Origin of the sequence: Intestinimonas butyriciproducens (assembly GCF_016901775.1) — a bacterium.
In the GTDB taxonomy this organism is placed as follows: Bacteria; Bacillota; Clostridia; order Oscillospirales; family Butyricicoccaceae; genus Pseudobutyricicoccus.
Window position 1 is genome coordinate 52,231 of record NZ_JACJKW010000018.1, and the last position, 13,525, is coordinate 65,755.

The window sequence follows — 13,525 nt, forward strand, 5'->3', positions numbered from 1 at the left end:
CCAACATGAAGAGTTTTAGCGACAGCTACAAGGCCGCCGGCGTGGATGTGACGGCGGGATACAAAGCAGTGGAGCTGATGAAGGAGCACACCCGCCGCACCATGATCCCCGGCGTGCTCTCGGGCCTGGGCGGCTTCGGCGGCCTGTTCGGCCTGGATGTAAGCGGCATGCGCCAGCCGGTGCTGGTTTCCGGCACCGACGGCGTGGGCACCAAAATCCGCCTGGCCCAGCTGATGGGAAAGCACGACACCATCGGCATCGACTGCGTGGCCATGTGCGTCAACGACATCGTCTGCGCCGGCGCCAAGCCCCTGTTTTTCCTGGATTACATCGCCTGCGGCAAGAATGTGCCGGAGAAGATCGCCTCCATCGTTTCCGGCGTGGCCGAGGGCTGCGTCCGTTCGGGCTGCGCCCTCATCGGCGGCGAGACCGCCGAGCACCCCGGCGTCATGCCTGACGAGGACTACGACCTGGCGGGCTTTACCGTGGGCGTGGTGGACAAGGAGAAGATCCTGGACCAAAGCAATGTACAGGCGGGGGACGCCATCATCGCCCTGCCTTCCAGCGGCATTCACAGTAACGGCTTTTCCCTGATCCGGAAGGTTTTCGACCTGGAAGGGAAGGGGGACTTCTATTCTGCCGAGCTGGGTGGCAACCTGTTTGAGACCCTGCTCACCCCCACAAACCTCTATGTGAAGCCGGTGCTCCATCTGATGGACCGGGTGCCGGTGCACTCTGTGTGCCACATCACAGGCGGCGGCTTCTATGAGAATATTCCCCGGGCTCTGCCCCAGGGCCTGAGCGCCAGCATCGAAAAGAAGAACGTGCGTGTGCTGCCCATCTTTGACCTGATTGCCAAAGAGGGGAATGTGCCTGAGCACGATATGTTCAACACCTACAACATGGGCGTGGGGATGTGCTGCATCCTGCCTTCTGACAAGGCGGATGAAAGCATCCGGGTGCTGAAAGAAATGGGTCAGGATGCCTATGTGCTGGGCGAAGTGGTGAAGAGCGACGAGGGCGTGATTCTGTGGTAAAGATCGGCGTGCTGGTTTCCGGCGGCGGCACCAATTTGCAGGCCCTGCTGGATGCCCAGAAGCGGGGAGAGATTCCGGATGGGGAGATCAGTCTGGTGATCGCCAGCCGGAAAAAGGCCTACGCTCTGGAACGGGCCCGGATGGCGGGGGTTCCCGCCCTGGCCCTGCCCCGCCGGGACTATGAAAAGACGGCGGACTATGATGCGGCGCTGCTCACGGCCTTGCAGCAGGCCGGAGTGGAGCTGGTGGTGCTGGCCGGCTTCCTCTGCGTGCTGGGGGAGAAGATGCTAAAAGGCTACGAGGGGCGCATCGTCAACGTGCACCCCTCCCTGATCCCGGCCTTCTGCGGCGACGGCTTCTATGGCCTCCATGTCCACGAAGCCGCCCTCCGGAGGGGAGTGAAGGTCACCGGGGCCACCGTGCATCTGGTGAACGAAGTGACCGACGGCGGCCCCATCCTGCTGCAAAAGGCGGTGGAGGTGCTCCCGAATGACACCCCCGAAAGTTTGCAGAAGCGGGTGATGGAGCAGGCCGAATGGGTGCTTTTGCCCCAGGCCGTTTCCATGCTCTGCCAGAAGATCGAAAAGGAGAAACACCAATGAATATTTACGCCAAAGAGTCCCTCTTTGACAAGCTGAAAGACAATACTTACCCCGGCCGGGGCATTGTGCTGGGCGTCACCCCGGATGGGAAGCGCTCGGTGGCCGCCTATTTCATCATGGGCCGCAGCGCAAACAGCCGCAACCGGGTGTTTAGCCCCGAGCCCGACGGCATCCGCACAGAGGCTCACGATCCTTCCAAGCTGGAGGACCCCAGCCTGATCATCTATCATCCGGTGCGCCAGATGGGCCGTGGCCTGATTGTGACAAACGGCGATCAGACCGACACCATCCGGGACTTCCTGGAAAAGGGACTGCCCATGGAGCAGGCCCTGCGCACCCGGGAATTTGAGCCCGACGGCCCCAACTGGACCCCCCGGATCTCCGGTCTTTTAAGCCCCGACGGCAGCTGTAAAATGTCCATTCTGAAAAGCGTGGACGAAAATGGCTCGGGCTGCGTGCGCCAGACCTTTGAATATCCCAATGTGCCCGGCCTGGGATGGTTCCTCCACACCTATGTTTGTGACGGAAACCCCATCCCCACCTTCCAGGGTGAGCCGGAGCGGGTGGAAATGCTGGACGACATGGATGCTTTCACCCAGGAGCTGTGGGAGAGCCTGAACGAACAGAACAAAATCTCCCTTTATGTGCGCTACACTTGCCTGGAAACCGGGGAATACCGTGAGCGCATCATCAACAAACACCAATAAACAAAAGGAGTCCGAACCCTATGAACGAGCTGGAACTGAAATACGGCTGCAACCCCAACCAGAAGCCCTCCCGCATTTATCGGGCCGATGGCGGGGAACTGCCCATCAAGGTGCTTTGCGGAAAGCCGGGCTACATCAATTTCCTGGATGCCTTTAATTCCTGGCAGCTGGTGCGGGAGCTGAAAATGGCCACCGGCCTGCCCTCGGCCGCTTCCTTCAAGCATGTGTCCCCGGCGGGCGCCGCCGTGGGCCTGCCTCTCAGCGAAACCGACCGGAAGATCTATTTTGTGCCCATGGAAAAAGAGCTCAGCCCCATCGCCTGCGCCTATATCCGGGCCCGGGGCGCCGACCGGCTCTGTTCCTATGGGGACTGGGCCGCCCTCAGCGACATCTGCGACGCCGACACCGCCCGCTACATCAAGCAGGAGGTCTCCGACGGCGTCATCGCCCCGGGCTATACCCCCGAGGCCCTGGAGATCCTCAGCCAGAAAAAGGGCGGCAAATACAATGTGGTGGAGATCGACCCCCACTATGTGCCGGGGAAAACCGAGCACAAGGATGTGTTCGGCATCACCTTTGAGCAGGGGAGAAACGATCTGATTATAGGCGAAGAGATGCTCCAGAACATCGTCACCAAAAATCGCGACCTGCCGGAGAGCGCCGTCCTCGACATGATCGTGGCCCTGATCACACTGAAATACACCCAGTCCAACTCGGTATGCTTCGTGAAAAACGGCCAGGCCATCGGCGTGGGCGCCGGACAGCAGAGCCGCATCCACTGCACCCGCCTGGCGGGGCAGAAGGCCGACAACTGGTATCTCCGCCAGCATCCCAAGACCCTGGGGCTGCAGTTCGTGGACAAGATCCGCCGCCCCGACCGGGACAATGCCATCGATATTTACCTTTCCGATGAATACGAAGACATCCTCCAGGAGGGCGTGTGGCAGCAGACCTTCAAGGCTAAGCCCGAGCCCTTGACAGCGGAGGAAAAGAAAGCCTGGATCGCAACCCAGACCGGCGTCACCGTGGGTTCCGACGCCTTCTTCCCCTTCGGGGACAATGTGGAGCGGGCCAGAAAGAGCGGCGTTTCCTACATCGTGGAGCCGGGCGGCTCCATCCGGGACGATCATGTGATCGAAACGGCGGACAAATACGGCATGGTCATGGCCTTCACCGGCCTGCGGCTGTTCCATCATTGATAGAAAAGGGGAGTGCGACACTATGAACCTTCTGGTGATCGGCGGCGGCGGACGGGAGCACGCCATCATCAAAAAGCTCCGGGAAAACAAACAGGTGAAGAAGATCTATGCCCTGCCGGGCAACGGCGGCATCGGTGAGGACGCCCAGTGCGTCCCCATCAAGGCCACCGACATTGAGGGCGTGCTGGAATTTGCCAAAAGCCACAAGGTGGATTTTGCAGCGGTGATCCCTGACGATCCTCTGGCCCTGGGGATGGCGGACAAGCTGCGGGAGATGGGCATCCCCACCTTCGGCCCCACCGCTCAGGCGGCGGAAATCGAAAGCAGCAAGGTCTTTGCCAAAAACCTGATGCAGAAATACCACATCCCCACAGCGGATTACCAGGTATTTGACCAGGCGGAAAAGGCCATGGAGTATATCACCCAAAAAAACAAATACCCGGTGGTCATCAAGGCCGACGGTCTGGCCCTGGGCAAGGGCGTCATCATCGCCGCAGACCCCCAGGCAGCCAAAGAAGCCGTGGAAGCCATTATGAACGAGAAGATCTTCGGCAAAAGCGGCGACCATGTGATCGTGGAGGAATTTTTGCAGGGGCCGGAAGTTTCCGTCCTCTCCTTCACCGACGGGGAAACCCTCCGGCCCATGGTCACCTCCATGGACCACAAGCGGGCCTATGACGGGGACGAAGGCCCCAACACCGGCGGTATGGGCGCCGTGGCCCCCAACCCCTATTACACCAAAGAAGTGGCCCAAAGATGTATGGAGGAAATCTTCCTGCCCACCATCCGGGCCATGAAGCAGGAGGGGAGACCCTTCCAGGGCTGTCTGTATTTCGGCCTGATGCTCACTCCGGACGGCCCCAAGGTCATCGAGTACAACTGCCGTTTCGGCGATCCCGAAACCCAGGTGGTGCTGCCCCTTCTCAAAACCGACCTGCTCACCATCTTCCAGGCGGTGATGGAAGGGAGGCTCAGCCAGCAGAAGGTGGAGTTTTTGGACAAGGCCGCCTGCTGCGTCATTCTGGCTTCCGGGGGCTATCCCAAGAATTATTACACCGGCCTGCCCATCTCCGGCATCGAGGAGGCAGAGCAGATGGAGGATGTGTCGGTCTATCACGCCGGCACCAAAATGGAGGACGGCAAGCTGCTGACAGCCGGAGGACGGGTGCTGGGCGTCACCGCTTTGGCAAATGACCTGGCCGGGGCCATGGAAAAGGCCTATGAAGCCGCCGGAAAGATCCATTTTGACAATATGCATTACCGCCGGGATATCGGCCGGCGGGCGCTTTCCATGAGGGGGGAATAACCATGGCCGTTTATCGAGTTTATGTGGAAAAAAAGCCGGGCTTTGACCAGGAAGCCCGCCATGTGCTGGAGGAGCTGCAAGGGCTGCTGGGCCTGACGGGCCTCACCGGCCTGCGGCTCTTCAACCGCTACGATGTGGAGGGCATCGGCAAAGAGCTGTTCGATCAGTGCATCGACACCGTCTTTTCCGAGCCCCAGGTGGACACCGCTTATGAAACCCTGCCGGAGCTTTGCGGCCCCGTGCTGGCCACCGAGTATCTGCCCGGTCAGTATGACCAGCGGGCCGACTCCTGCGCCCAGTGCATCCAGTTCGTCTCCCAGGGGGAGCGGCCCGCCGTGCGCACCGCCCGGCTCTATGCTCTGGAAGGGGAGATTTCCCAGCAGGAGCTGGAAAAGGTGGAGAAGTACCTGATCAACCCGGTGGAAAGCCGCAAGGCCACGCTGGACGCCTTTGACACCTTGCAAGTGCAGTACCCGGCCCCCCAGATGGTGGAGACCATGGAAGGCTTCACCAGGCTGGAGGACGAGGGGCTAAAAGAGTTTATCGCAAAATACGGCCTTGCCATGGACCTGGGGGACATCCGCTTCTGCCGGGATTATTTCCGCACAGAGGGAAGAGAGCCCACCATCACCGAAATCCGCATGATCGACACCTATTGGTCCGATCACTGCCGTCATACCACCTTCTCCACCATCATTGACGATGTGGACATCCGCGACGCCGGAGCAAAAGAGAGCTACGGCATGTATGAGGGCCTGCGGGAGATCGTCTACCAGAACCGGAGTAAAAAGCCCGTCACTCTGATGGACCTTGCCACCATCGGGGCCAAGTACCTGAAAAAGATGGGCAAGCTGCCCGAGATCGACGAGTCGGAAGAGATCAACGCCTGCTCCATCAAGGTGAAGGTGGAGACCGAGGAGGGCAGCGAAGACTGGGTGCTCATGTTCAAAAACGAGACCCACAACCATCCCACCGAGATCGAGCCTTTCGGCGGGGCCGCCACCTGCATCGGCGGCGCCATCCGGGACCCCCTGTCTGGCCGCAGCTATGTGTACCAGGCCATGCGTGTCACCGGTGCAGCCGATCCCCTCAAGCCCATGGAGGAAACCCTGCCCGGCAAGCTGCCCCAGCGGAAGATCGTCCAGACGGCGGCGGCCGGTTACAGCTCCTATGGCAACCAGATCGGTCTGGCCACCGGCCTGGTCCATGAATTTTACCACCCCGGCTATGTGGCCAAGCGCATGGAAATCGGCGCTGTGGTGGGCGCGGCTCCGGCGGAGAACATCCGGCGGGAGCGTCCGGCTCCTGGGGATGTGATCGTCCTGCTGGGCGGCCGCACCGGCCGTGACGGCTGCGGCGGCGCCACCGGTTCCTCCAAGGCCCACACCGTGGAGTCCCTGGAGACCTGCGGGGCCGAGGTGCAGAAGGGCAACGCCCCCGAAGAGCGGAAGATTCAGCGTCTGTTCCGCAACAAGGATGTCACCGCTATGATCAAGCGGTGCAACGACTTCGGCGCAGGGGGCGTGTCGGTGGCCATCGGCGAGCTGGCCGACGGCCTGGATGTGGATCTGGACAAGGTGCCCAAGAAGTACGAGGGCCTGGACGGCACCGAGCTGGCTATCTCCGAGAGCCAGGAGCGTATGGCGGTGGTCATCGCCAAAGAGGACGAGGCCCGCTTCCTGGAAGAGGCAGGGAAGGAGAACCTGGAAGCCACTGTGGTGGCCGTGGTCACAGAGGAGCCCCGTCTGCGGATGCACTGGCAGGGCAAGACCATTGTAGACCTGTCCCGGGAGTTTCTTTCGTCCAACGGCGCCGAAAAGCACATCAATGTGGTAATCGAAGCGCCGGAAGAGCTGCACGAGGAAGCCACCGAGCCCACCGCCGAAAACTACAAAAAGGTGCTGGGCCGGCTGAATGTGTGCTCCCAGAAGGGCCTGGTGCAGCGGTTTGACAGCACCATCGGAGGGGGCACCGTGCTCATGCCCTTTGGCGGCCGGCGGCAGATGACCCCCACCCAGGTGATGGCGGCCAAGCTGCCGGTAAACGGCAAGGAGACCAAGACCTGCTCGGTGATGGCCTATGGCTTCGATCCCTTCCTCAGCGAAAAGAGCCCCTATCGGGGCGCTTATCAGGCTGTGGTGGAGTCGGTGTGCAAGCTGGTTTCCGCCGGTGCTTCCTATAAGGATTGCTACCTGACTTTCCAGGAGTATTTTGAAAAGATGGGCCAGGACCCCTCCCGCTGGGGCAAGCCCATGGCCGCTTTGCTGGGCGCTCTGCTGGCCCAGAAGCAGCTGGAAGCCGGCGCCATCGGCGGCAAGGACAGTATGTCCGGCTCCTTTGATAAAATCGATGTGCCCCCCACCCTGGTGAGCTTCGCCATCGCTCCCGCCTGCACCGACCGGGTGATCTCCCCCGAGTTCAAGCAGCCGGGCAGCCGGGTGGTGCTGCTGGGGGCGCCCCAGAACAAGGAGGGGCTGTTCCATGAAAAGGACCTGCGCCATACCCTGGAGCAGGTGGAAGACCTGATTGGCAAGGGCCTGGTGCGCAGTGCCTATGTGCCCTCCTTCGGCGGCGTGGGCGCTGCTGTGGCTGTGATGGCCTTCGGCAACGGCCTGGGCTTTGCCTTTGACAAGGGCTTTGAGGGTGTGTTCGACACCCGCCGGGGCGCTTTTGTGCTGGAGCTCAGCGAGAATGCTCCCATGGTGGGCACGCTGGTGGGCCATACCCAGATGAATGCCAGCATCACCCTGCCCTCCGGGGAAGAAGCACCGCTTTCCGCCCTGGAAGAGGCCTGGAAGGCCACTCTGGAGCCGGTGTTCCCCGAAAAGACAAAGGAAGAGGGGACTGTGCCCGCTTTCCGCTTTGAGACGGAAAAACGCAAGGCCCCGGCTGTGAAAGTGGCAAAACCCCGGGTGCTCATCCCGGTATTCCCCGGTACCAACTGCGAATATGACACCGCCCGGGCCTTCCAGAAGGCTGGGGCCGAGCCGGAAATTCTGGTGCTGCGCAACCTGACCGCTTCCCAGCTGACCCAGTCGGTGGAGCGGATGGTGAAGGCCATGGAAAAAAGCCAGATCATCGCCATTCCCGGCGGCTTCTCCGGCGGCGACGAGCCGGAAGGCTCCGCCAAGTTCATCACCGCTTTCTTCCGCAATCCCCAGGTGACCGAAGGGGTGCACAAGCTGCTCCGTGAGCGGGACGGCCTGATGATCGGCATCTGCAACGGCTTCCAGGCCCTGATCAAGCTGGGGCTGGTGCCCTATGGCGAGATCCGCCGCACCACAGCCGAGGATGCCACCCTGACCTATAATGTGATCGGCCGCCACCAGTCCGGTCTGGTGCGCACCGCCGTTTGCTCCAACCTGTCCCCCTGGCTGATGCTCAGCGAGGTGGGGGATGTGCACACCATCGCCATTTCCCACGGCGAAGGCCGTCTGGTGGCTCCCCAGAGCCTGCTGGATACCCTGGCGGCAAAGGGACAGATCGCCACCCAGTATGTGGATCTGGAAGGGAAGCCCACCATGGATGTGGCTTATAACCCCAATGGTTCCTTCTGCGCCATCGAGGCCATCACCTCCCCCGACGGACGGGTGCTGGGCAAGATGGGCCACACCGAGCGTTTCGGCGACAATCTCTATAAGAATGTGCCCGGCCACAAGGACCAGAAGCTGTTCGAAGGCGCTGTCCGGTATTACTCCCTCTAGCGGAGTGCCTCCGCTGGCATACTGCGCTGCCGCGCTGGGCAATCGAACCAGGGCCGGTTGTGTCCACTTGGCAAGGATTGCACGCTGGCCCCTACCGGTGTTGGCTCGCCAGCACCGGAGCACAGGAGCAAACAGCGCATACAGCCTTCAGCGAGTTTTGGCCGTCCCGACACGGGACCGCTGCCGCGCTGGGCAATCGAACCAGGTATAAAGCAGAAAAAGACCTCCCCAAGGGGAGGTCTTTTTTGTTGTGTGCTGGGCCAGGATTGTAATTTTGTCCCTGCCAGGGGTGGCTTGCTACCCCTGGAGCACCGAGGGTCACAGCGCATCAAGCCAGGGAGAGTATGGGTGTCCGGCCACCGGACCGCTTCCGCGCCGGGCAATCGAACCAGGGCCGGTTGTGTTCACTTGGCCAGGATTGCACGCTGGCCCCTACCGGTGTTGGCTCGCCAGCACCGGAGCACAGGAGCAAACAGCGCATACAGCCTTCAGCGAGTTTTGGCCGTCCCGACACGGGACCACTCCGTTACAAAATTTGGGCCACCAGGTCGGTGAGGGTGGGGAACAATGCCACCACCACGATCATGCGCAGGGTCTGCATGGCGGCCACCTTGGCCGGGTCGGCTCCCAGCTCGGCGGCGATGATGGACATATCGCTCACCCCACCGGGGGCCGAGGCAAAGAGGGAAGTGGTCAGGCCCAGCTTGCCGAACCGGGACACCGAGAACCCCACGATCAGATTGATGCAGGCCAGGGCCAGCACCAGTATCACCGCAGGCAGGGCCACCTGCCGTAGCCCCAGCACCTCCGCCATGCCCATACCCGAGCCGATGATGGCCCCGCTGAAAGTCTGGGTCACATTGCGGAAATTCTTGGGAAGCTGCACCCGGTGACCGGAAAAGGTGAGCACCATCGCCCCCAGCATGGCCCCGATCATGGCCCCGGAGGGGATATCCAGAGCATTGAACAGCAACCCGCCAATCAGCCCCGCCACTGCCAGGGCCAGGTATTGCTTTTTGGAATAGCTCTCTTTGGGCAGGGCAGCAGGGTCCACCGGGGTTACCTCCCGGCGGGAACCGTGGCTTGCCGCCCGCTTGAGCAAGACCGGCATAAAGGCAATGACGAAGATCACCCGCACCGTCTGCAAGATGGCCACCTGGCCTGCATCGGCCCCCAGGTCATCGGCCACCAGGGTCATCTCCTGGATGCCTCCCGGGGCCGCGGCCAGAAGGGCGGTTTTGGGGTCCAGCTGGCTGACGGCGCTGATGCCGATGCCCACGCACAGATTGAGGAAAATCAATCCGAACACCATCATGATGGTGGCGGGGAGGATGGAGCGCAGGCTGAGCACATCCTTGGCGCTCATGCGGGTGCCGATATAGACCCCGGCCATGATGCGGATATAGGGCCGGAAGGGATCGGGCACATTGGCGCAGTCCCACAGAATGTTCATGATGAGCACGGCGATCATGGCGCCGATGATGGTGCCGGCGGGCAGGCGCAGCTTGCGGCCGATGAAGCCTCCCAGAGCGGCCACGGCCACGGTGAGCAGAAAGGTTGGCATAGGGCATCTTCCTCTTTTCCCAGTGAATTTGTTTCTGTTACCAGTATAGCACAAGGCAGGGAAAAGGGGGCCCAATCCCTGAGAATTTGGCAAAATAGCAGGAAAACATAGCAATTTACACAAAATTTACGGAAGAAATTCCCTGGGTGAAAAATCCAGGGGGGGCTGACTTTTCCGCCCTGGAGAAACAGGGAGTCCTTTGCCGGAAAGCCCCGGGCCTGCCGGGAAAATACGCGCCGCGCAGCGCGGCCCGGGCCATCCGGGATACATTGCACACCATTTGGGAGGAGGAAAATGGATGATGAAAAACAAGAACATCGGCTTTGGGATCACCGGTTCCTTTTGCACTTTCCACCGGATTCTGCCGGTGATGGAGGAGCTGGCCAAGGAGAACCAGGTCTATCCGGTGCTGTCTCCGGCGGCCCGGGAGTGGGATACCCGGTTTTTCAAGGCGTCCGAGTTCCGGGCGGCGGTGGAGGGCATCTGCCAGAGGGGGAGCATCACCACGGTGGTACAGGCCGAGCCCATCGGGCCCAAAAAGATGTTTGACATCATGGTCATCGCCCCCTGCACCGGCAACACCCTGGCCAAACTGGCCCTGGGCATCACCGATACCCCGGTGCTCATGGCGGCCAAGGCCCATCTGAGAGGCGGCAGGCCCTTGGTGCTGGCGGTGTCCACCAACGACGCTCTGGGGGCCGCTTCCCGGAACATCGGAGAGCTTTTATGCCGCCGGGATGTGTTTTTCGTGCCCTTTGCCCAGGACGATCCCATGAAAAAGCCCCGGAGCATGGTGGCCCTGATGGAGCGCATCCCCGATACCCTGGAAAAGGCTCTGGAAGGGGAGCAGATACAACCAATAGTGCCATAACACCCGCTGCGGCGGGTGTCACCCCAGGCTTCTTCCCAGCGGCGAAAGCCGCTGGGCCAGCGTGACGCTGGACCCATAACTTTCTTTGCCTTTGCCGGTTGTGTTTGCCAGGGCAGAGAAAGTATGGCCGTCCGGCCACCGGACCAGCGTGACGCTGGACCCGTTCCTGTCCTTTGCTTTGGTTCGTTGTATGCAGAAGGCCAAAGCAAAGCCCCCCTTGTGCAAAGGGGGGACAGCATGGCAAAACCATGCAGGGGGGATTGTGAAGCTAAGCAAATGATTTAACTGGGTGCTGTGATCGGGTGCGGGAGCACCGCTTGGCTGTCCCGACACGGGACCGGGAGCACTGCTTGGGAGCGGCGTCACGATGCCAATCCCCCCGGCGGCGCAAGCCGCCACCCCCCTTTGCACAAGGGGGGCGTCTTTGCCTGGGTGTATTCAACCGGCTTTTTGTTATGCACTTGGCCAGGATTGCAAAGCGGCCCTTTCCGGCGGAGCCGGAGCACCGAGGGTCACAACGCATTAAGCCGGGGAGAGTATGGCCGTGGCGGCTCGCCACCCAGCGTGACGCTGGACCCATACTGTGCTGGGCAGGCCCAATGCCGCAGGGCAAAGAAAAGCCCCCCTTGTGCAAAGGGGGGACAGCATGGCAAAGCCATGCAGGGGGGATTGTGAAGCTAGGCAAATGATTTAACTGGGTGCTGTGATCGGGTGCGGGAGCACCCCTTGGGAGCGGAGGCACGCTGCCAATCCCCCCGGCGGCGCAAGCCGGTCCGGTGGCCGGACAGCCGTATCTTCTTTGCCCGGGCGGGTTCAACCGACCTATCCTATATAAAAAGCCTCCCGAGAGGGAGGCTTTTTTGTTATGCACTTGGCCAGGACTGCACCCTGGCCCCTTCCGGGTGATGGTTTATCACACCCGGAGCAGCGGGGCCTGACAACGCATACAGCCTTCAGAGAGTTTTGGCTGTCCGGACACCGGACTAGTGTTTGACGACGACGCCTTCCTTCATAACGAAGAGGCAGTTCTGCATGGTCTTCACATCCTCCATGGGATCGCAGGACCAGGCGCACAGATCGGCCACCTTGCCCTTTTCCACGCTGCCCTGGGTCTTGTCCACGCCCAGTACCTTGGCGTTGGTCATGGTAGCGGCCACCAGAGCCTTGTGGGGGTCCATGCCGAAACGCTGGAGCAGCTCGAACTCATAGCCCTGCTTGCCGTGGTAGTTATAGGGAGTGGCGGAGTCGGTGCCGAAGGTGATGGGCACCCCTCTTTCCAGGCACTGACGGAAGCCCCATTCGTGATGGGACAGGGCTTGGTTGGCCTTTTCCACCATCCACGGGGTGAGACCCATCTCCGGGCCCTTGACGCAGATGCGCTCGGCGGCAATGATGGTGGGGGTGAGGTAGGTGCCGTGCTCCAGCATCAGCTGGATGGCTTCCTCGTCCAGGATCATGCCGTGCTCCACGGTGGTGACGCCGGCCCGGACGGCGGCCTTGATGCCGTTTGTGCCGTGGGCATGGGTGGCGGTGTGGACGCCATAGAGGTTGGCGATCTCGATGATGGCGGCGATCTCATCGTCGCACAGCTGCTGGGCGCCCAGGGTGGTGCCCTTGCTCATCACGCCGCCGGTGGACATGAATTTCAGGAAATCCGCGCCATTCTTCAGGTTGAAACGGGCGGCCTTCCGGGCGGAGTCGGGGCCGTCGATGATGGGATGCTCTTCGGCAGTGCAGGTGACGCCGGGGGCATAGTGGCTGTCGGCATGGCCGCCGGTGGAGCCCAGGGAGTAGCCGGAGACAAACATCCGGGGGCCTTCAAAATCCCCTTTGTTGATGGCATCCCGCAGGGCCACGCTGACAAAAGCCTGGCTGCCGCAGTCACGGAGAGTGGTGAAGCCGGCATACAGGTCCTGCTGCACGTTCTTCAGGGAATAGAGGGTCAGCTCAGCGGGGGTGTGATGGAGCAGGTCCATCCGGTCATTGCCTTCGCCGTTCATGCCGCTGTGGACATGGAGGTCGGTGAGGCCGGGGGTGACGAATTTGTCCGAAAGGTCGATCACTTCCATATCCGGCTCCTGGGCAAACTCCCGCAGGTCGATCACATCGTAAATGGTCTTATCCTCAATAATGACCACTTTGTCCTCCAGAACCTTGCAGCTGATGGAATCAAAGAGCTTGCCGCATTTGACAGCCTTTTTCATGGCGTTCATCCTCCAATGCATCTAGTTTTTTTGGGGGGTATTTCCCCACTGAAAAACAGTATAACATATTGAACGCGCTTTGCAAAGTCCGGACGGCAGCGTGACGCTGGTCCCGTTCCTGTCTCCGGTGGGGATGCGCTGTTTGCTCCTGTGCTCCGGTGCTGGCGAGCCAGCACCGGTAGGGGCCGGCGTGCAATCCTTGCCAAGTGGACACAACCGGCCCTGGTTGTGTTGCCCAGCGCGGGAGCACCGCAGCCCCCCTTGTGCAAAGGGGGGACAGCATGGCAGGGCCATGCAGGGGGGATTGCAAAGCCAGGCAAATGATTCAGCT

General features: G+C 61.2%; 9 protein-coding genes. 7 read left to right on the forward strand and 2 right to left on the reverse strand.

The window, feature by feature from the left end:
* The first annotated feature begins 5 nt into the window (after positions 1-5).
* The 6 genes from purM to H6A25_RS10220 are packed head-to-tail and all read left to right on the forward strand — an operon-like array spanning position 6 to position 8,555.
* Positions 6-1,037, forward strand: coding sequence for a phosphoribosylformylglycinamidine cyclo-ligase (purM, locus tag H6A25_RS10195; protein ID WP_204752021.1), 1,032 nt, complete (start codon positions 6-8; stop codon positions 1,035-1,037).
* Positions 1,031-1,639, forward strand: coding sequence for a phosphoribosylglycinamide formyltransferase (purN, locus tag H6A25_RS10200; protein ID WP_204752022.1), 609 nt, complete (start codon positions 1,031-1,033; stop codon positions 1,637-1,639). The genes purM and purN overlap by 7 nt, the downstream gene beginning before the upstream one ends.
* Entirely contained in the window at positions 1,636-2,346 is a 711-nt protein-coding gene (locus H6A25_RS10205; RefSeq protein ID WP_204752023.1) for an IMP cyclohydrolase, read from the forward strand. The genes purN and H6A25_RS10205 overlap by 4 nt, the downstream gene beginning before the upstream one ends.
* Before the next feature lie 20 nt (positions 2,347-2,366).
* Positions 2,367-3,545 (forward strand): phosphoribosylaminoimidazolecarboxamide formyltransferase, encoded by a 1,179-nt coding sequence (locus H6A25_RS10210; protein ID WP_204752024.1) that lies wholly within the window; start codon positions 2,367-2,369, stop codon positions 3,543-3,545.
* Positions 3,546-3,567: 22 nt separating this feature from the next.
* Complete coding sequence (purD, locus tag H6A25_RS10215; protein WP_204752025.1) at positions 3,568-4,851, forward strand: phosphoribosylamine--glycine ligase; 1,284 nt, start codon at positions 3,568-3,570, stop codon at positions 4,849-4,851.
* Between the two features lie 2 nt (positions 4,852-4,853).
* Complete coding sequence (locus tag H6A25_RS10220; RefSeq protein ID WP_204752026.1) at positions 4,854-8,555, forward strand: phosphoribosylformylglycinamidine synthase; 3,702 nt, start codon at positions 4,854-4,856, stop codon at positions 8,553-8,555.
* A gap of 526 nt (positions 8,556-9,081) precedes the next feature.
* Here H6A25_RS10220 and H6A25_RS10225 read toward each other — a convergent pair.
* The gene (locus H6A25_RS10225; protein ID WP_204752027.1) at positions 9,082-10,119 is read right to left on the reverse strand and encodes an AbrB family transcriptional regulator; all 1,038 of its coding nucleotides are present in this window, start codon (positions 10,117-10,119) and stop codon (positions 9,082-9,084) included.
* 301 nt (positions 10,120-10,420) lie between these two features.
* On the opposite strand from H6A25_RS10225, the gene H6A25_RS10230 reads away from it, so the two are divergent.
* Positions 10,421-10,990: a dipicolinate synthase subunit B gene (locus H6A25_RS10230; protein WP_204752031.1), complete on the forward strand. Its 570-nt coding sequence runs from the start codon at positions 10,421-10,423 to the stop codon at positions 10,988-10,990.
* Positions 10,991-11,973: 983 nt separating this feature from the next.
* Here H6A25_RS10230 and H6A25_RS10235 read toward each other — a convergent pair.
* Positions 11,974-13,194, reverse strand: a complete 1,221-nt coding sequence (locus H6A25_RS10235) for a metal-dependent hydrolase family protein (protein WP_204752028.1) — start codon at positions 13,192-13,194, stop codon at positions 11,974-11,976.
* Positions 13,195-13,525 lie beyond the last annotated feature (331 nt).